The sequence below is a fragment of the Myxococcaceae bacterium JPH2 genome (assembly GCA_016458225.1).
In the GTDB taxonomy this organism is placed as follows: domain Bacteria; phylum Myxococcota; class Myxococcia; order Myxococcales; family Myxococcaceae; genus Citreicoccus.
The window spans coordinates 61,339-79,628 of record JAEMGR010000040.1; the positions used below are offsets into that span (position 1 = coordinate 61,339).

13 protein-coding genes are annotated in these 18,290 nt (G+C 70.1%); 4 read left to right on the top strand and 9 right to left on the bottom strand.

The window, feature by feature from the left end:
• Positions 1-8 precede the first annotated feature (8 nt).
• Positions 9-872, top strand: coding sequence for a hypothetical protein (locus tag JGU66_33785; protein ID MBJ6765753.1), 864 nt, complete (start codon positions 9-11; stop codon positions 870-872).
• On the opposite strand, the gene JGU66_33790 is transcribed toward JGU66_33785, so the two are convergent.
• Positions 873-2,195: a nucleotide sugar dehydrogenase gene (locus JGU66_33790; protein MBJ6765754.1), complete on the bottom strand. Its 1,323-nt coding sequence runs from the start codon at positions 2,193-2,195 to the stop codon at positions 873-875.
• A gap of 68 nt (positions 2,196-2,263) precedes the next feature.
• Positions 2,264-4,339: an alginate lyase family protein gene (locus tag JGU66_33795; protein ID MBJ6765755.1), complete on the bottom strand. Its 2,076-nt coding sequence runs from the start codon at positions 4,337-4,339 to the stop codon at positions 2,264-2,266.
• A gap of 202 nt (positions 4,340-4,541) precedes the next feature.
• On the opposite strand from JGU66_33795, the gene JGU66_33800 reads away from it, so the two are divergent.
• Both JGU66_33800 and JGU66_33805 read left to right on the top strand, forming a co-directional pair.
• Complete coding sequence (locus JGU66_33800; GenBank protein ID MBJ6765756.1) at positions 4,542-5,582, top strand: histidine kinase; 1,041 nt, start codon at positions 4,542-4,544, stop codon at positions 5,580-5,582.
• Between the two features lie 108 nt (positions 5,583-5,690).
• Positions 5,691-6,221: an FHA domain-containing protein gene (locus tag JGU66_33805; protein ID MBJ6765757.1), complete on the top strand. Its 531-nt coding sequence runs from the start codon at positions 5,691-5,693 to the stop codon at positions 6,219-6,221.
• Positions 6,222-6,228: 7 nt separating this feature from the next.
• Here JGU66_33805 and JGU66_33810 read toward each other — a convergent pair whose 3' ends face one another.
• Entirely contained in the window at positions 6,229-9,291 is a 3,063-nt protein-coding gene (locus tag JGU66_33810; GenBank protein ID MBJ6765758.1) for a DUF504 domain-containing protein, read from the bottom strand.
• 185 nt (positions 9,292-9,476) lie between these two features.
• On the opposite strand from JGU66_33810, the gene JGU66_33815 reads away from it, so the two are divergent.
• A complete protein-coding gene (locus JGU66_33815) occupies positions 9,477-11,075 on the top strand; it encodes a patatin-like phospholipase family protein (GenBank protein MBJ6765759.1) in 1,599 nt (532 codons plus the stop codon).
• A gap of 21 nt (positions 11,076-11,096) precedes the next feature.
• Here JGU66_33815 and JGU66_33820 read toward each other — a convergent pair whose 3' ends face one another.
• The 6 genes from JGU66_33820 to JGU66_33845 form a co-directional block, all read right to left on the bottom strand.
• Positions 11,097-11,705, bottom strand: coding sequence for a DedA family protein (locus tag JGU66_33820; protein MBJ6765760.1), 609 nt, complete (start codon positions 11,703-11,705; stop codon positions 11,097-11,099).
• A gap of 94 nt (positions 11,706-11,799) precedes the next feature.
• Complete coding sequence (locus tag JGU66_33825; protein MBJ6765761.1) at positions 11,800-14,337, bottom strand: response regulator; 2,538 nt, start codon at positions 14,335-14,337, stop codon at positions 11,800-11,802.
• Positions 14,338-14,351: 14 nt separating this feature from the next.
• Positions 14,352-14,930 (bottom strand): chemotaxis protein CheW, encoded by a 579-nt coding sequence (locus JGU66_33830; protein MBJ6765762.1) that lies wholly within the window; start codon positions 14,928-14,930, stop codon positions 14,352-14,354.
• A gap of 5 nt (positions 14,931-14,935) precedes the next feature.
• Positions 14,936-15,349: a response regulator gene (locus tag JGU66_33835; GenBank protein ID MBJ6765763.1), complete on the bottom strand. Its 414-nt coding sequence runs from the start codon at positions 15,347-15,349 to the stop codon at positions 14,936-14,938.
• Positions 15,346-16,953 (bottom strand): HAMP domain-containing protein, encoded by a 1,608-nt coding sequence (locus JGU66_33840; GenBank protein MBJ6765764.1) that lies wholly within the window; start codon positions 16,951-16,953, stop codon positions 15,346-15,348. Before JGU66_33840 ends, JGU66_33835 begins: the two co-directional genes overlap by 4 nt.
• Before the next feature lie 33 nt (positions 16,954-16,986).
• On the bottom strand, positions 16,987-18,290 hold a 1,304-nt coding region (locus JGU66_33845), incomplete at its 5' end, for a protein-glutamate O-methyltransferase CheR (GenBank protein MBJ6765765.1).

The following is an 18,290-nucleotide window of genomic DNA, read 5'->3' on the forward strand; positions in this document are numbered from 1 at the left end:
GAGTGCGGATGCGTCGTGGCGGGCATGACGGGCGAGGAAGTCGTCACGCACTGGTGCTGGTGCTCGGGCTCATGTCCGCCTGTGCCGCGGCTCCCCTGCGCGCGCACCCGGCGCCGAATGACACACTGGTGCTGCCCGCCGGGCAGTTCCGCCTCGCCTTCCCGCCACGCGAGACCGAGGCCGCGGGCATGGTGCGGCTCGCCGTGGAGCACGCCCTGCCCCGGCTCGCACGATGGGGCCCCTTCGATGCCCCGGTCACCCTCGTCATCCACCCGGACCACGGGTCGCTGGAGGACGCCGCGAACCGCCGAGGCTACGACTTCCTGCGCGCGTGGGCTCGCTACGAGCAGATAGAAATCCAGAGCCCGCGCACGTGGACGCTCTTCGGCGCCAACCAGGCCCAGGTGGATGAGGTGCTCCTGCACGAACTCACCCACAGCCTGATGTTCCAGCGGGTCGGGGACGAGCGCACGTGGATGCGCAAGGACATCCCCCTCTGGTTCCGCGAGGGCATGGCCTACGCCACCGCCGAGCAGGGCTACCGCGCCCTCAGCCTGGAGGACCTCGCGCGCTACCTTCACGAGCATCCCACCGTGGACCCCGTCGCCGAGGGAGACCGCATCTATCGCGACGAGAACGCCGTGGTGTATGGCGGCGCGTACCACGCCTTCACCTTCCTGGTGCGACGGTATGGTGAAGACGCGGTGCGCGACATGCTGCGGCGCATGCGCCAGGGTGCCCAGTTCCCCGAAGCATTCGCCCAGGCGGTGGGAATCCCGGCCGACGCCTTCCTCCGGGACTTCCACCGCTATGTGTACCTGCGAGGCTTCAAGGGCGGCCGCATCAGTCGGCCTGCGACCGCGAGCCCGTGACTACGCCTTCGTCACCTTCTCACGGCCCTTGGTGATGTTCCGCGTGGCGTTGCGCGTGTCGATGATGCACTGCGAGCGCTGCACCACCATGCCGTAGTCGATGTTCGAGTGGTCCGTGAGGATGAGGACCGCGTCGTAGCCCGGCAGCGCATCCGGCAGCAGCGGCACGGACTTCAGCTCCATCTGGAAGCCGTGGCCCTTGTGCAGCTCGGGGACGAACGGGTCGTGGTAGCTGATGTCCGCGCCCTTCTCCTTGAGCAGTGACATGACGCGCAGGCTCGGGCTCTCGCGCATGTCGTCGATGTCCTTCTTGTACGCCGCGCCCAGGCACAGCACCTTCGCGCCGTTGAGCACCTTCCGGTTCTGGTTGAGCGCCTCCATCGTGCGCTGCACCACGTAGTACGGCATGTGCCAGTTCACCTCGCCCGCCAGCTCGATGAACTTCGTGTGGAACTCGTACTCGCGCGCCTTCCACGTCAGGTAGAACGGATCAATCGGGATGCAGTGCCCGCCGAGCCCCGGCCCCGGGAAGAACGGCTGGAAGCCGAACGGCTTGGTGCTCGCCGCCTGGATGACCTCCCAGACGTCCACGTTCATCCGGTCGCAGAGCATCTTCATCTCGTTGACCATGGCGATGTTCACGCAGCGGTAGATGTTCTCCAGCAGCTTGGCCAGCTCCGCCACGCGCGTGGAGGACACCGGCACCACCTCCTGGAGCGCCCCGCTGTACAGCGCGTGGGCCACCTCCAGGCACTCCGCCGTGTAGCCACCGACGATCTTCGGAATCGTCTTCGTGTTGAAGTTCTTGTTGCCCGGGTCCTCGCGCTCCGGGCTGAAGGCCAGGTGGAAGTCCACGCCCGCCTTGAGACCGCCCTTCTCCAAGAGGGGCTTGAGGACCTCTTCGGTCGTCCCCGGGTACGTGGTCGACTCCAGGATGAAGAGCTGACCCCGACGCACGTGAGGCCCCAGCGCCTCGCCGGTCTGGACGATGAAGCTCATGTCCGGCTCGCGAGAGGCCGTCAGCGGCGTAGGCACGCAGATGATGAGACAGTCCAGCTCACGTGCCTTCGCGAAGTCCGTCGTCGCGACGAGTCGTCCCGAGCGACTCAGCTCCGCGAGCGGCTCACTGGCGATGTGTTTGATGTAGCTCTCGCCCTTGCCGATCTTGTCGATCTTGCGCTGGTCGATGTCGAGCCCCGTCACCGGGAAGCCCGCCTCCGCGAAGGCCATCCCCAGCGGGAGACCGACATACCCCAGCCCCACCACGCCCACCTTCGCCTGCCGGTTGCGGATCCGCTCCAGCAACGGGCTGCCCACCATCATGCGCATTGTATTTGCCCTCTCCTGCTACGGCGTGCCGCCAAGGACGGTCACGTCACCATCCGTTCTCATCACTGGAAAACGACCACCCACCTCAGACACACCGGAGGCGTCACACCCCTCCGGAACTCCACGGCGCACGCGGACTGCACGCGCCCGTAGCCCGGTGAGAACCGGGACGGGGCAAGCTCCGCCGTCAGTCCTCGCTGCAGCAGCACCCACGCGAGCGGCGCCTGCGAGGGGCCCAGCTCCGCCACGAGGGGCTCGAACTCCGCGGGCCCTTCCCGAGCCAGCCGCGCCCGCGCGAGCACGTCCGCACCAGCCTCCACCCAACGCGCTTGCGCATCGGGCAAATGCAGCCGCCCCACCACGTCGTGCCAGCCTGTCCCCACCAACCGGTCCGACACGACCAGCGCGCGCGCGTGGCGATCCAGGACGAACGTCCGCTCGATGCCCACGGGCGACGGCAACACGCGGTAGCCGTCATGCCGGACCACGAGCCGGTCATGCGTGGCCGCGGGCTGGAACGTCACCACCCGCGCCCGCGCGTCGCCGGTCAGCGCGAAGAGTCGGGCGGGATCCAACGGGGCCTGCTCGGCGCCGTCGACTTGGAGCGTGTTGTGGGCCGCCGTGCCGCGCATGACATTGCGGAGCGCGGGGTCTCGCGTGTACGTGCCGGTGCCGGGATCCACGATGACGGGGCGACCGTTCAAGTGGAGTTCGAAGGAAAGCTTGTCGTTGTGGCTGTGCCCCCCCACGCCGGCCTGACCCTGCCGACCGGCGCAGACGGTGACCACGGCCCCCGCGCCGCGCAAGATGTGAACGCCACCTTGCGGCAAGCTCACCGAGACAGGCGACGGCAACGAGGGCTGCGCCGCCTGACGCTCCAGGCCCGCGCTGCCGAGCAGCCACGCCACCTCGTCCGCCACGGACCCTCCGCCCAGGCCCGCGTCCTTCCACAGCGCCGCGCCCAGCGAGGACAGGTAGCCCTGTTCACAATCTCCGCGCGTGCTCACCGCGAGCGCGCGGCCCGAGTCGTTGTCTCCCACCTGCGGCGCGAGGCCCGCCTCCGAGGTCCACGCGTGCGCGACGACGAACATGCGACACAGCCGGGACTCGTAGGTGTGCCCCAGGGACACGCCCATGCCACGCGCCACCACATAGGCCAGGGTGAACAACTCCACCGCGAGCCGGTGATAGGGCACCGAGCCCTCGAAGGACGTGCCCTCGGGATGGACCTGCGCCTCCATCTGCGCACGCAGCCCACCCACCGCGAGCGCTGCCTGGCGGAGCGCGCCCGGCAGCTCGGGAAACAACAGCCCCACCACGAGCAGCCCCACGTGGTTGGCCACCAGATGGTTGTTGGGCACCGCGCCCTGGTCCTCGAGATGCGCCTCGACCCACGCGGTGTGCTCAGACAGCGCGCCCAACACGGGCACGAGGAACTCGGCGCGACGGACCTCCGGCGCGTCCGCGAACATCACCAGCGCCTGCGCGAGGTTGGCGGCGCGCAGGGAGACTTCCATCGCGCTCAACCAGTGGACGCCCTGCCCCACCGGATTGGCCTGGAGGAAGTCGAGCGTCTGCGCGACGAACGCGCTCGCGAGTCTGGCTCGCGCCGGCCCGGACTCATCCAGCCACGCGCCCTGCGCCAGCGCCACCAGGCTGTCCAGACGGCCGAGCACCCACGGGTACTTGGGGTCTCTCCCCGTCGCGTGGTGCGCCATGCGCTCCACGGGCGTCAGCGGATAGCGATGGCCGCTCACCGGATCCAGCGACCAGTCCACCGGCCGACCTTCCCCAAACGCGACGCGCGTCCCAAAGACATCCCATTCCTGTCGCAGCGCCTGATCCGCGCGTGCCCTCGCACGCTCGCGGGCACCGGGGATGGCCGCCACGGCCTCACGCACCGAGGACCGCTGCGTCACGTCACACCAGACGCGCAAGCCGCGAGGCCCCAACGCCAGCGCCGCGAGCTCGTCCGCGTGGTTCGCGCCGAACGCCTCCAGGAGCTGGGCCTCATCGGGAGGTGAGTGGCGTTGATAGAGCGCGTGTCGCGCGGCGCCTTGCACCCGTCGCACCGCGCTGCGCGCGAGCGCCCCCGGTGCCATGCGCGCGATGGCCGCGTAATGTCCCAGAGTGCTCATGTCCCCCCTTCCGTCCTTCGGCGCCCAGCTCGATAGCAATCGGTCGGCCAAGGACAAACATGCGGAGTTCCAAGGCATTGCCAATCAAGGGAATCGCCGTAGCGGTAAAAATGCCCGGCGGCCCTGAACCGGCTGGGTAAAACGCTTCCGCAAGGATTTCCTGCTTTGCTCAATCGTTGAACCATTGCGCCCACGGATGGGCATGCCCATTCCTGTCGTCGTGCTCGCGGGTGCGTGGCGTGGGGAGCGCGGTGAAGACGAGTTCGCCGCCGAGGTGGACATGGCACTGACGGAGATCGCGGAGCAGGCCCTGCGCCGTGGAGCACGCGCGGGCCTCGCCGCGTTGCTGCATGAGGCCTTGCGCCTGCCCGGCACGGAGGGCGCGGCTGTCTATGACGGCACCACCCGCGTGGCGATGGTGGGCCTGCCGCCCCGGCCCTGTGAGGGTGTGCGCCAGCGGACCTCGGCCCTGGTGGTGTGGCCGGAGCCGCCGGGTTCTCGCGAACAAGCGCATCTGGCTCGGCTGGTGAAGCTGGGCACCGCGCTGCTGGAGGCCCGCGCGCGCGAGGTCGCGGCCGGGGCTCGACAGGCTCGGATGTTGGAGCAGCAGCGGCGGCACGAGCGAGACCTGTCCCGACTTGAACAGCGCCGCTCGCGCGCCTCGCATGACCTGCGCACGCCGTTGATGGTCATGCGCGGCTACGCGGACATGATGCTGAAGGAGAAGGCCGGCCCCCTCACCCCCGCGATGCGGCGCTATCTGGAGCGACTGCTGAGCGTGGCGGCCGAGCAGGCCACGCTCATCGACCAACGACTGGCGCCTCCGCGAGACAGCGTGGACGACCTGCGCCCGCTGGTGTGCGAGGCCTTCGCCACATCTCCGCGGCCACAGCGCTCCGAATTCCGCCTGAGACTCCCCCCCGGGGCCCCCGTCGCGGTCCGCGGCCCGAGCATCAGTGTGGGATTGCTCCTGCGCGCGCTCGGTCGGAGCGTGCGAGGTGTGAGCGTGGGCACGGTGGAGGTGACGCTGGAGGCCGGAGCGGAGGACCTGCCTCGCCGCCTCATCATCCGAGCGACAGCGCAACGCCCGCTGTCGCTGCGCTCGACCGCGAGGCTCCAGCAGCTCGCGCGGCACCTGGGCGGAGCCATCTCGCTCCAGTCCGAGCCAAGGCTGGAGATCATCCTGAGCCTGCCCCCGGCAGACCCCTTCGGGCCCCGCCTGGGCATGGGCCCCCCCGCATAGCGAGGTGCGTCGAGCAGCCTCAGCTCGCGCCGGGAGGCATTCTGAGACTCAGCCCCGGACAAGACGCTCCGTGCGACAGGAGTGAACTCGCTGTAGTCTCCGCGCGCCATGATGACCGTGCAAGAGCTGCGAGCCCTGAGCCGCCAACTGACGGAGGTCGTCTTCTGCCGCCAGGTGGGGCCCTTCGTACTGGTGCAGAAGCCACCAAGCCCCGTGATGGCCCAGCTCGCGATGCGGATGGGCGCGGCGCAGACGACGATGGCCAAAGACATCCCCAGCCTCGAACGGCAGCAGGTGGCCCTGTGGCTTCACTTCGACTCGTTGCGAGTCGTGACGCTGCCGCCCGTGCGGGGTCAGGACGTGTTGTCGGTGGGCCGACTGCCGGACTGTGACCTGGTGGTGGACGACCCCTCGGTGTCCAAGCGCCATGCCCAGCTCTGCTGGTTCGGTCCCACGGTGGGCTGCACCGTGGTGGACCTCAAGTCGAGCAACGGCACGTTCGTGAACGCCAAGGAGGTCCCCTCGGGCGGAGAGGTCCATGTCCGCGATGGAGACCTCCTGGGCTTCGGCGACGCGACGTTCGCGTTCCTGCGCGCCCCCACCTTCTACGCACGCATGCAGCAGCGCGCGACGCAGTGAGCGGGCCTCAGTCGACCTGAGGCTCCAGGTGGAGCACCGCGTCCGAGGGCCGTTGCGGCCACGCATGAAAGTCCGCTCGGAACTCGGCCAGGGTCCGTGACAGTGCACTGTCTTTTCGCGCGAAGCTCGCGGCCAGTCCTTCGGGCGCGCGCGACGACAGACCGAGGATGAAGCCGTCGCTCGCGGGTGCCTCGACTGGACGCACGAAGAGGGTGCGCTCCGCCTCCAGGCCATACACCAGTGCCGTCAGGTGGCCACGCACCCAGCCCAGGGCGCGCGCTCGCGATTCGGCCGTAGCAGCCTCCACGCGGACCCGGAGTCGAGTCCTGGAGTCGCGGCTGAGCACGATGGGCTCGAACAAGGCGCTCCACGCCTCCATCGTGCCCGTGTCCCGCGCTCGCGCGACGAGCATGCGGGCGCGCTCCCACTCGTCGCGAAGCGTCTGCGCCGTCGAGCGGGAGACATTGCGTGCGGTGTTGCGAGGAGGAAGCGCGGGCGCGATGACGGGCAAGATGTCGCGACGTCCCTCGGGCCGGTAGCGCGACGTCGACTCGGTGAGCGTCACGGGCCTCGGCCAGGGCCAGCGTGCGAAGGTCTCGAAGAAGTACGCGAGCACCTCCCCCACGGAACCGTTGCCCGAGCCTGGTGCGTGAACACACGCCCAGGCCGCCAACACGGCCCAGGACATGCCCCCGAGATATCCCAGAGCGTGCGAGTACAGACCGCGCGCCCGTGCCCAGGTCTTCACCGCTCGCAGCACGCCCCGGAAGCACTCCACGCCCGCGCCGTCCGCCGCGACGCGTTCGAGCAGGGCGCGCGTATCCGCCCAGCCGTTCACCGCTCGGAAGCTCACGGGCTCCATCGCCGAACCGTGTCGCGCCAAGAGTCCTTCGGGCGAACAAGGCGCCACGCCTTCAGGGCGGTGGGCATACGCGAGGTCGAAGCTCACGCCCTGGAGGCGCAACTTGAAGAGAGGAATGGCCGCATCGGAGACGTCGCGCATGAGCGCCGTGGGCTCATGACTCGCGAGCCAGGATTGGAGCCCTCGTGCGAAGTCCTCGCGCAGCAGCGCTCCAGGCCCAATGGCGACCGCGTCCACATCGCTGTCCGCGTCATCCGTGCCCAGCAGGAAGGAGCCATAGGGCAACAGCTCCGCACCGAGTGACTCGCATGCCGAAGCCAGCCTGTTCACCGCATCCTCGCGGAGGGCCCGCGCGTCCGAGGACACCGGCGCACTCGCGACGTCCAACGCAGACTGGAGCGCAGCGACATCGAGCCTCGCGCTCGGACCCGGGGCGCCCAATGGCACACGACGAACGACCTCGAAGGGCGCGTCCCCCACTCGGCGGATGATGCAGACCTCCGCCACTTCGAACGAGAGCGGGCGCCAGTGACGGAACCACTGGGTCATGGCCTGCTCAACGCTCTCGTGCCGCTGCACCTGCCCGACGCTCAAGTGCGGCGTGAAGCCTTCGTGCCCGGGAGACTTTGCCTCCGGGTTCGAGGGCATCGCGGCCTGAAGCGCGGCGTGGAGGCCGCGGAGTGCCCCGCGAGGACTGTCATCGGGCCGCAGCCAGACGGTCCGCGAAGCGCGATGGTCGAAGTGTCCAGCATCCGCGAGCGTCACCTCGAACGGATTCAGGGATTGGAGCGCCGCGCGCAGCCGCGCTTCCGCCGCACCGAAGTGGCGCTCCTCCACGAACGGGTACAGGAGCGTCACGTGAGGCATCCAACGCTCGAACTTCGCGTCGTGCTTCGCTCGCAGGGCCTGGATTGGCGGCCAGACCCGCGCGGGAGGAATCAGCACCACCGCCGTGTGGTGAGTGAGCGGCGCAGTCACAAGTGGATCATCGACCGTGACCGATCGCACGTCTGTCGCCTGCCCGCGCCGCAACTCGCACTTCACGCCGAAATGATCCGAGACGAACAGCGGATCCCCTCCGGGCGCTGCAAGCCCCGGCAGCGGCGATTCGGCCAGCAGCGTCACGGCGTCGGGCGACCAGCTTCCCGCGGGGGCTCGCACCAGCACGCGGTCCAATCGCTGCCGTCGCCCCGAGCGCGTGGTCAGCGCCGCGAGCGCGTTGCGTGCTGGGTCATACGTCTCCCCCGACTCTCCGGGGCGAAGCGCGGACCACGCATCCACGAAGCCCGCGCGCGCCAAGGCCGTGGTTTCGGGCGCATCCTCGGGGACGTTCAAATCCCCTGCGAGGAACAGCGGGGCCTCTCCCAATGACTGCGCCCAGTCCAGCAGGGATTGCAGCTGGCGTCCCCGAATCACCGGACCATCCGCGTTCCGCGAGCTGGTCAGATGCGTGGTGACCACCCAGGGCGCATCCTCCGCGAGCGCGAGCCGCCCCACGAGCAACCGCTTGTCGCGGCTGAAGACATGTTGTGCGAGCGCGGCAAACGGGAGGCGGGACAACATCACCTGCCCCGAGGACTTCAGCGTCGCGGAGTCCGGCGCATCCGAACTCCAGTACCGCTCGCGCACCCAAGGCTCGGCGAGCAGCGCCGCCAGGAATGCGGCCGTGACCTCCTGCAAGGCCAGCACGTCCGCGTCACAGTCACGAAGCAGCGCGAGCGCGGCGGGTATCCGGCGCTCCGTGGCGAGCAACTCCGCGTCGTACACATCGAACAAGACGTTGAAGGTCACCAACGACAACCGCGAAGGAGCGGTCGATGCGTCAGAGGGAGCTTCGGTCGGCGCTACCGCCATCCAGGTGCCCGACTTCGCATCGAAGCGATGGGCGGAGAGCGGAGAAAACCCCGTGGGTAGCTCCGGAACAACAGCGGGAGGCTCCGGCGCCATCGGAGCCTCCTCGTGGGGGATGAGCGAATCCAGGAGGTCGAGCCGCTCGCGGCGATCCCACACCACCCGGTGCCCATGTCTGAAAAGCCAGACGCGGTGCCAGGGAATCTCCCCATCGGGAACGAAGGCCCCGAAGGGCATCTCTTCCAGCGCGTCGCCGTGGGCGTCATAGCCAATGACGAACTCACGCGCGTCGAGCCGAGGGTCCCACCGGATGCGGTGATAGACCTCGCGGCTGGTAGGAAAACGTGACTGGGACATGGCTCATCACCCGCGTGGAGGGGAATGCGCGGGGCGGGCCCGAGCGCACGATACGCCGAGTCCCCGAGATGGGCCCCCAGCGCGCGCCCCGGACGCGACCCCGACTCCAGAGCTGACAGGCCTCGGGCGTCTCGCGGGGAGTGACTATAGTGCGGGGTTTCAAACAGCCCCTCCGGAGTCCTGACATGACTGACACCCCGACCGAGCCCCAGGGACATGGTCCGCTCGGTCCCCTCGCACTGTCCTTGTCGGGCGGGGGCTACCGCGCGGCGACGTACCACCTGGGAACGCTGCGCTTCCTCCACCGCGTGGGCTTGTTGGAGGACGTGGTGGGCTTGTCCACCGTGTCGGGCGGAACCATCACGGGGCTGGCGTGGGTGTCGAGCCAGCTCGATGGGAAGTCCTTCCCCGAGTTCTCCGAGCAGTACGGCGCCTACCTGAAGCGCACGAATGTCATTGGCGAGGCGCTCGCCCAGCTCACGCTCCAGCGCGAGGCGACGAGCCATGACTGGGCCAGCCTCATCCGCTCCGCGGCCACCGTCTACGCGCGCGATGACCTGTTCGGAGATCGCCGCCTGGGCGAGGTGATGGACGCGCGCGGCCTGCGGGTGCACGAGGCCATCTTCAACTCGACCGAGTTCTCCTCGGGGCTCGACTTCCGCTTCCGCCGCAGCGCCAACGCGAACATCGTCCACGGCAACAACCGCTTCCCCATGCCGTTGGCCGTGGCTCGGCAGGTCCGACTGGCGGACATCGCCGCCGCGTCGTCCTGCTTCCCGGGCGGCTTCGAGCCCTTCGTCTTCCCGGATCAATTCCATTGGCCCACCGCGCTCCCGCTCGAGGACGCGCGCAAGCAATTGGGCGAGCGCTTCGCCAAGGGACTGCCGCTGATGGACGGCGGCATCTATGACAATCAGGGCATCGACAGCCTGCTCCTGGCCTTCGACTCCTCGACGCACGTCAAGCTGCTCATCTCCGACGTCAGCGTGGAGAACGGCCCCATCTACGCGGTCCCCCCCAACCCGACGAACCGAGGCTGGGTGACACTGCGCGCCGCGTCCTGGCTGGGCTGGGCGCTGTTCGCGCTCAGCATCGTCTCCGCGCTCATCCTCGCGATCAGCGGCATCTCCGCGGCGAAGGACCCGGGCTGGACGCTGCGCGACGCGTTCCTCTACCTCGTCCCGGGCCTGCTGACCGCCTCGGTCGCGACGGCGCTCGGGTGGATCCGCCGTCGCCTCCTGGATGTGTTCTCGCTCGTCCGCGAGCACGTGGACGTGAACGCATGGCCCCCGTTCCGAGAGCTGACGGTGCTCGAGTTCGCGCAGATGGCGGTGCTGCGAGTGTCCTCGATGGTCGCCCTCACCTCGGGCATCTTCATGAAGCGCGTGCGCGGGCTCATCTTCGACCGCGTGTACAAGGACTCCGACTACCAGGGGCGGCGGATGGCCAACCTCATCGCCGACCTGACCCGAAGCCGTCCCGAGCTGTTCTCCGCGCACCCGTGGATGCGGCCTCAGGAGCATCTGGTGGACCTCGCGAAGCAGGCTTGCGCCATGCCCACCACGCTGTGGTTCACGAACGCGGCCCAGTTCGACATGCTGGTCACCGCCGGCGAAGCCACCACCTGCTTCACGCTCTTGCGCCACCTGCTCGCGGAGCACGCGGGCGCCTGCGAGAAGCCGGGCACGCCCATGTACGACCTGTACACGCGCCTGCGCGCGCAGTGGACCACGTTCAATCGAGCCCCGAGCCCCGCCGCCGAGCAGTCCCGCGTCGCGGCCTGAAACCCCACACATCCGACGACCTCACGGTGGCGCTGGCACGCCCAGCCCTCCGCGCCGGCGCCACCACCGAGCCACCAGCCATCCGGCCGCGAGCACCAGCACGCCCCCCAGCACCCAATGCAGTCCCCCGCGCAGGTCCGCGAGGATTCGCGCGCCGAAGCGGTAGCCCAGCCACGTCACGACGCCCGCGGAGAAGATGGCGCCAATTCCATCCGCGAGGAGGAAGCGACGAAAGGGAATGTCGCTCGCGCCCGAGAGCAGGAAGGACGGGGCACGAAACCCCGGGAGGAAGCGGGCCAGCAGGATGGCCCCAGCCCCCAAGCGTGAGAAGCGATGCTGCACCGTGTGCACCCGGCGCGGGGTGAGCACGCGCCGCAACTTGGGATGCTGAAGCACCCGCGGCCCCAACGTGCGCCCCAGATGGAACAGGAGGCTGTCGCCCACGAGGATGCCCAGCCAGGCCACCGCCATCATGAGCACGGGGTTCGCGCCGCTGCGCGCCGCGATGACGCCCCCACTGATGACCACGAGTTCCTCGCTGAGTGGCGCCCCCACGCCACACAGGACCAGCAGCAGGAACACCGCTGGGTACGAGAACGCCGCGATCCACGTCACCACCTGCTCGTCCACGGCGAAGCCCCCCCGCTACTGAGAGCGAGGGTGGCCATGCGCCGAGGCCAGGAGAAGGACGCGCCCGCCCGGCTGCCTCGTCCCTGGGAGCGACTCAGGCCGACGCGGGCAGCAACTGGCGGACGAGTTCGAGGAGCTTGCCCCGCTCCACCTCGCGCTTCACCAGGTAGCCATCCGCACCGGCCTCCAGGCCGGCCGCCCGGTCCTCGGGACTGTCCAGTGACGTCACGAGGATGACGGGTGTGCGCCGCAGCATCGCGTGCGACTTGATCCGCCGCGTCAGCCCCACGCCGTCCAGGCGCGGCATCTGCCAGTCGCTCACCACCAACTGGCAAGGCGAGCGCTCCAACACACCCCACGCCTCTTCGCCGTCCGCCGCCGTCACCACCGGATAGCCGGCGATCTCCAGCAGCGACTTCATCGCGAAGCGCGTGGTGAGCGAGTCGTCGCAGACGAGGATGCGCGGCCGCCGAGCCTCGGGACCCGCGCCCCGCGTCTCCGGCTTCGCGGCCCGCAGCAACTCGGGCGCGTTGAGCACGGGCACCACCCGCCCGTCATCCAGCACCGCCGCGCCCGCCAGATGGGCCACGCCCTGCACGTGACGCCCCAGCGAGCGCACCACGATCTCCTGCTGGCCCACCACTTCGTCGATGGCGAACAGGACGCGCTCATCCCCCAGCACGAGCAGCACGGCCGTCTGCAGCTTCCCGGACTCCAGCATCAACGGCAGCCGAGGCAGACCGATGGCCTCGCCCAGCGACAGGAACGTGAGCTGATCGCCATCCATGCGCGCGACGACCCGGCCCGCCACGGTGCCAATGTCCTCGGGCTTCAGCCGCAGCACGCGCTTCACCGTGTCGGACGGAATGGCCGTCACGGTCGTGCCCGTGCGCACCAGCAGGCCCAGCGCCGCGGCCAGCGTGAGCGGGAGATCCACCGTGAAGCGCGTGCCCTCGCCAGGGACGAAGTCCACGTTCACGGCGCCCTGAAGGCGCTGCGCGGTGGACTGCACCACGTCCAATCCCACCCCGCGCCCCGACGTGGCCGTGACCTCGTCGCGCGTGGAGAACCCGGGCTGGAACACCAGGCGCGCTGCCTGCGCGTCCGTCAGCTTCGCGGCGGCGTCCTGAGTCATCAGCCCGCGACGCACCGCCGTCGCTCGGACACGCGCGGGATCCAACCCCGCGCCATCGTCCTCGACCACGACGCCGATGCGCGTGCCGCGAGGCTCCACTCGCACCGAGAGCCGCCCCTCCTCGGGCTTGCCCGCCGCGCGCCGGGCCTCGGTCGTCTCCAGCCCATGGTCGATGGCGTTGCGCACCAGGTGCAGCAGCGGATCCTTCAGCGCATCCAGGATGCGACGGTCGAGGCGCACGTCGCCGCCGAACAGGTCCAAGTTGACGTCCTTGCCCAGGCGCGACGCCGTCTCTCGCACCGTGCGCCGCAGCGGCTCCAGCACCTGGGACGCCGGCACCATGCGCAAGTCGCGCAGGTCATCGCGCACCACCTGGGCCACCAGCGCGAGCTGCTCGCCGTCGCGGTGCGCTTCCTTGGCCTGCTCCAGCAGTCGCTTCTGGAGCGTGCGCATCAGCGCCACACCCGCGCGCAAGGGCTCCAGCGCGGTCCCGCCTCCCGCCAGCGCGAGCTGCGACGCGGAGCGCTCCAGGTTCAGGAGCACCTCGTGCGCCTGATCCGTCATGGCGCGGTAGCCCTCCATGCGACGACCCTGCTGCGCCCGCCCCGCCACCAGGTGCTCCACCTGGAGGGCCAGCGAGTCCAGCGTCTTCACCGACACGCGCACGGTGCGATCCGCGGCGCCGCTCTTGGAATCCACCGGCGCCGCCTTGGACGCCGCGGGCGCGGGCTTCTCACTGGCTGCACGCGGAGCGGGAGCCACCAGCGGACGCCCCGCGGGGTGCTCCTTCACGACCTCGACGGCTTCCAGCGCGGCACGCAGATCCACGAGCGCGCCCGCCACTTCGGACGCGGCCACGCCCGCGGCATCGCCTCCGGCCTCCATCCGCATGAAGCCCAGCGCGGTGGACTCCGCGAGCGACACCACCCGCTCGGCGCCAGCCGCCACCGCGGCGGCCTTCAGCGCCTGCGCGCGCTCCACGGCGGTGCGCACGGCACCGGCGCGATCCGGCACCGCGGGGGCCACGAGCCGGCCCAGCGACGCCTCCAGCGCCTCCAGGACGCGCAGCCCGTTCCCACCCAGCCCGTCATCGACCTCGCGAGGCTTCGGCGCCTGCCGGCCCAGCGACGCCAGGAGCGCTGACACTCCGTCCACCGTCGGCGTCTCACCCGCGTCGCCACGCCCGAGCGCGGTCTCGATGGCGCTCAGGCCGCGGAGCATCGCCTCCACCATCCCGCGCGCCAGCGTCTCGTCGGGCTTGAGGCCCGCGAGTCCATCCTCGATGGCGTGGATGATCTGCTCGATGTCCTCCAGCCCCAGGCTCGCCGCCGAGCCCTTCAGGCTGTGCACGGTCCGCTTGAGCGAGGGCAACAGCTCCGGCTCGCGGTCGGACGCGGACTGCTCCAGCCCCATCACCTTCGAACCGATGGCCTGGATCTGCTCACGCGTCTCCGCGGAGAACACCGGCCAGATGCTGCGAAGCAACTGCGGATCCATTGCGCCCCGCTCCTCTAGCCCGGCCTCGCCGCGGCTGGGTTGCCCAGCTGTTCGAGGTCCAGCACCGTGAGTCGATCCGGCGTAAGAAACAGGAAGGGCCCCGGCGGAGGCTGCGACAGCTCGGAGCGAGGCAGCTCGCGCCGGCCATCCACCAACTCCGCCGCCAACCCGAAGGCCTCCTCGCCCACCTCCACCACCACGACCTTGCCAAGGTCGGACATGCCGCCGCCCTCCAGCCCCAGCAACTGCCGCAGGTCCAGCACCGGCACCACGCGCGAGCGGCTCACCAGCGCGCCCAGCACGTGGCGTGGCGCCCCCGGCAACGAGCACAGCCCGCGCGCTTCCAGCACGTGATCCACGTGCTCGATTCGCACCGCGTACCGCTCTCCGCCCACGAGGAAGGCCAGCACGGTGATGACTTCCTGCCGGACCTCGTGGCGCGAGGCCGCCAGCACCCGCGCGCGCGAGTTGAGCACCTCGCGCCGCCGCTGCGGGCTGATGGCCTGCGTGCCCTCGAGCAGGGCCTGCGCCTCGTCGAGCTGCGCGCGCAGCGCGACGTAGTCAATCTCCAAGTCGGAGTCTTCGCTGGGCATCGGGCTCAGTACTTCGTGACCGGCAGTTTCAGGATGTCCCGCACCTTCGAGCGCAGATCATCCACCGACACCGGCTTGTTCAGGAAGGCGCTGGCCCCCACGAGCTTCCCCTTCTGCCGGCTCGCGTCGTCCTTCAGTGACGTGAGCAGCATGAGGGGTGTGTCATGCAGGCTGGTATCCGCGCGCACCGCGGCGCACAGCGCGAACCCATCCATCTCCGGCATCTGCACGTCGGAGATGATGAGGTCGGGACGAAGCTCGCGGGCGCGCTTGAGGCCCACGGCTCCGTTGGGGGCGTCGAAGAAATCCAACCCCCAGCCCATCAGGTACACCTGGAGCAGGTTGGTGATGGTCTTCGTGTCCTCGACGATGAGAACCCGGGGCGACTTCTTTGCCGTGCCAATGACGTTGCCGTTCATAGCTGGTACCTACCGACGAGCTCCGAGAACCGCTTCGAAAGGGAGGTGAGGTTGTTTGCGACCTGTTCGATACGGCGCGTTCCCTCGACGGAGTCGCCCATCGCGGAGGTCAGCTCGCTCATCGCCGCGGCGATTTGCTCCACGCCAATCGTCTGCTGCCGGGTGTTCCCGGCGATCTGCCGCGCCGCACCCGAGGACTCGCGGATGACTTCGGACAGGCCCGCGATGGCCTCGCCGGACGCGCGCGCCATGTCCATGGCCGCCATGGCGCGACGGCTGCCCTCGTCGGTCGCGGACACGGAGGCGCGCGTGCCCTTCTGCACTTCGCCCAAGAGCGCGCGGACCTGATCCGCCGCCATGCGGGACTGCTCGGCCAGGGTGCGCATCTCGGTGGCCACCACCGCGAAGCCGCGCCCGTGCTCGCCTGCCTTGGCCGCTTCGATGGAGGCGTTGAGCGCGAGCAGGTTGGACTGCTCGGCCACGTCCTTCACCTGACCGATGATGTCGCCGATTTGAAGCGTGCGCTCATTGAGGTCCGTGATGGCCAGCGCGATGGCCTTCACCTGCGCGCCCAGCTTCTCCATGCCCTCCACGCTCTCGGAGACGATGGTCTGTCCCTCGGTGCTCAGCGCCTCGGCCTGCTGCGTCTGGGTGATGACCGAGTCCGCGTAGGAGGTGGCCTGCTTCGAGGTCTGGGCAATCTCCGCGACGGTGGTGCTCGTCTCGTTGATGGCCGAGGCCTGCTGGTGCGCCATGGCGGACTGCTGTGTGGACGTGGCCAGCACGTGCGCCGCCTCGCGCTCCAGGTCTGAAGCGGCACCGCGAAGGTCTTGCAACAGGTGCGTCAGCGCATCCGCCATGGTGGCGAAGCTGCGCGCCACGTCGCCAATCTCGTCCGTGCCCTCCGTGTCGAGCTGCTGGCGAAGGTCTCCGCCCGCGATGCCCACCGCCGCGCGAGCCAGTCGCTCCATCGGGATGACGAGCAGGCGCGCCATGGCCGCCGCGGCCAGCAGGCACGCGAGCCACACCACCCCGCCCACGATGATCATGCGCACGGTGTTGGAGACGAGCACATCGGAGATGGCCGCCTCCTCCAACGCGAGCTGCACCGTGCCCACCCGCTGCCGCGCGCCGCCCGCCGCGACGACGATGATGGGCGCGGTGGTCTCCACCACGGGCAGCCCGGCGACCTCCAGGCTCCGGTCCGCCACGCCATCGCCGCTCGCGGCATCCACCGCCACGGCCCCCGCGAAGCGCTCGCTCGCGGAGCGCGCCACCACCGCGCCGGCCGCGTCGCGCACGACGACGTAGGCCGCGTCCGCCTGCTCCTTGAGCGCCGTGTCCGCGCCGGTCTTCAAGCGCGCCACGTCCTGAACGGCCGCGGGTGTCGACAGGGCGAACGCCGTCCCCATCGCCGCCGAGCGGACGCGCTTGGTCAGTTCGTCGCGCAGCGCGCCGCGCGTCTGCACCCAGAAGGCGCCAATCAGGATGCCGGCCACGAGCATCCCGAAGCCCGCCGTCGCGACGAGAATCTTCGTCCGCAGGCCCAGCCGCGACGCGTTGAGCGGTCCGGGCAGCGCCAGCTTCTTCCCCTTCACATCCACGTGACCTCCCTCCGGACTGCGTGCGTCGGCGGACTAGCGCGCGCCCCGCCAACCCGCCTGCGTCCTCGGCGAGAGCGCTTGCCGCAGCCCTCCCGCCGTCATCGTCTCCACCCCTCGCAGGGGCTGCTCGTCGTCCAGCCCGTCCAGCGCGCGCAGCGCGTTCTGCCGCGCGTGCTCCGCGTCCTCGCGGCGCTCCAACCGGCTGTAGAGCGACACCAGCGTGGCGTGGCCGAGCGCGAGCTGCGGCTCCAGGTAGAGCGCCTTGCGCACTTCCGCCACCGCGCCGTCCAAGTCTCCGCGCGACTCCGCGACCATCGCCAGCAGCAGGTACGCCTCGGGCGACAACGCGCGCGCCGCCTCGCGAGCCAGCGCCTCGGCCTCATCGAAGCGCCCCGCGCGCGCCGCATCGCGAGCCCGAGACATGGCCTCCGAGCCCGGCGCTTCCATGGGCGCGTCCTCCACCTCAACCGGGGGCGGCGGGACGTCGAGCGACTCGGCCGCGCGCGGTCGCTCCAGAAGCCGCAGGTACGGCACGGCGCGCGTGCCGCGATCCTTGCGCGGTGCGCTCGCCGAAGGCCCCGCGGGCTTCCAACCCGGAGGCGGCAGGCGCAGCACCACGCAGCCTTCCGCGTCGAGCGTCTCCATCCCCAACGCGTTGGTGAGCGGCACCTCCGCCGGGGACACGAAGAGCAACCCGCCCGGGGCCAGCGCCGCGACCAGCCGCTGGAGCACGCGTGCCACCAGCTCCGGCGGGAAGTAGATCAGCACGTTGCGGCAGAAGATGGCGTTGAGCCCCGAGGTGGGGACCGGATCCATCGCCAGGTTGTGCCGGCGGAAGTCCACCGCGCGCCGCACCTCGGGCACCACCGACAGCAGGTCGCCCGCCCCGTCCTCCGCGAGGAACTGGCGCTCCAGGTCGGGCTCGATGCGGCGCAAGGACCAAGGCCCGTACACGCCCGCGCGCGCGCGCTCCAGCGCACGACCGGACACGTCCGTGGCCAGCACGCGGAAGCGGCCCTCGCCCATCCCCACCGAGCGCAAGGCCATGGCGATGCTGTAGGGCTCCTCGCCGCTGGCGCAGCCCGCGCTCCACACGTGGAAGGTGCCCGTCGTGCCGGTTGCGAGCTTCGCCAGCGCGCGCAGATGCTCGGGGTGACGGAAGAAGTACGTCTCGCCGATCACCGCGTGCTCGATGAAGACCTCCACCGCCGCGGGCTCGCGCAAGAGCAGTCGCCGGAGGAAGACGGGGGCGGACAGGCCGCGCACCTGGGCGGCTCGCGCGAGCGCCGTCTCCAACGAGCGGCGGAGGCTGCGCGCCAGCGTCAGACCACACGCCG

Coding starts and splice junctions, on each gene's coding strand:
- JGU66_33785 (MBJ6765753.1), top strand. CDS start 9: ATGCGTCGTGGCGGGCATGACGGGCGAGGAAGTCGTCACGCACTGGTG.
- JGU66_33790 (MBJ6765754.1), bottom strand. CDS start 2,195: ATGATGGTGGGCAGCCCGTTGCTGGAGCGGATCCGCAACCGGCAGGCG.
- JGU66_33795 (MBJ6765755.1), bottom strand. CDS start 4,339: ATGAGCACTCTGGGACATTACGCGGCCATCGCGCGCATGGCACCGGGG.
- JGU66_33800 (MBJ6765756.1), top strand. CDS start 4,542: ATGCCCATTCCTGTCGTCGTGCTCGCGGGTGCGTGGCGTGGGGAGCGC.
- JGU66_33805 (MBJ6765757.1), top strand. CDS start 5,691: ATGATGACCGTGCAAGAGCTGCGAGCCCTGAGCCGCCAACTGACGGAG.
- JGU66_33810 (MBJ6765758.1), bottom strand. CDS start 9,291: ATGTCCCAGTCACGTTTTCCTACCAGCCGCGAGGTCTATCACCGCATC.
- JGU66_33815 (MBJ6765759.1), top strand. CDS start 9,477: ATGACTGACACCCCGACCGAGCCCCAGGGACATGGTCCGCTCGGTCCC.
- JGU66_33825 (MBJ6765761.1), bottom strand. CDS start 14,337: ATGGATCCGCAGTTGCTTCGCAGCATCTGGCCGGTGTTCTCCGCGGAG.
- JGU66_33830 (MBJ6765762.1), bottom strand. CDS start 14,930: ATGCCCAGCGAAGACTCCGACTTGGAGATTGACTACGTCGCGCTGCGC.
- JGU66_33835 (MBJ6765763.1), bottom strand. CDS start 15,349: ATGAACGGCAACGTCATTGGCACGGCAAAGAAGTCGCCCCGGGTTCTC.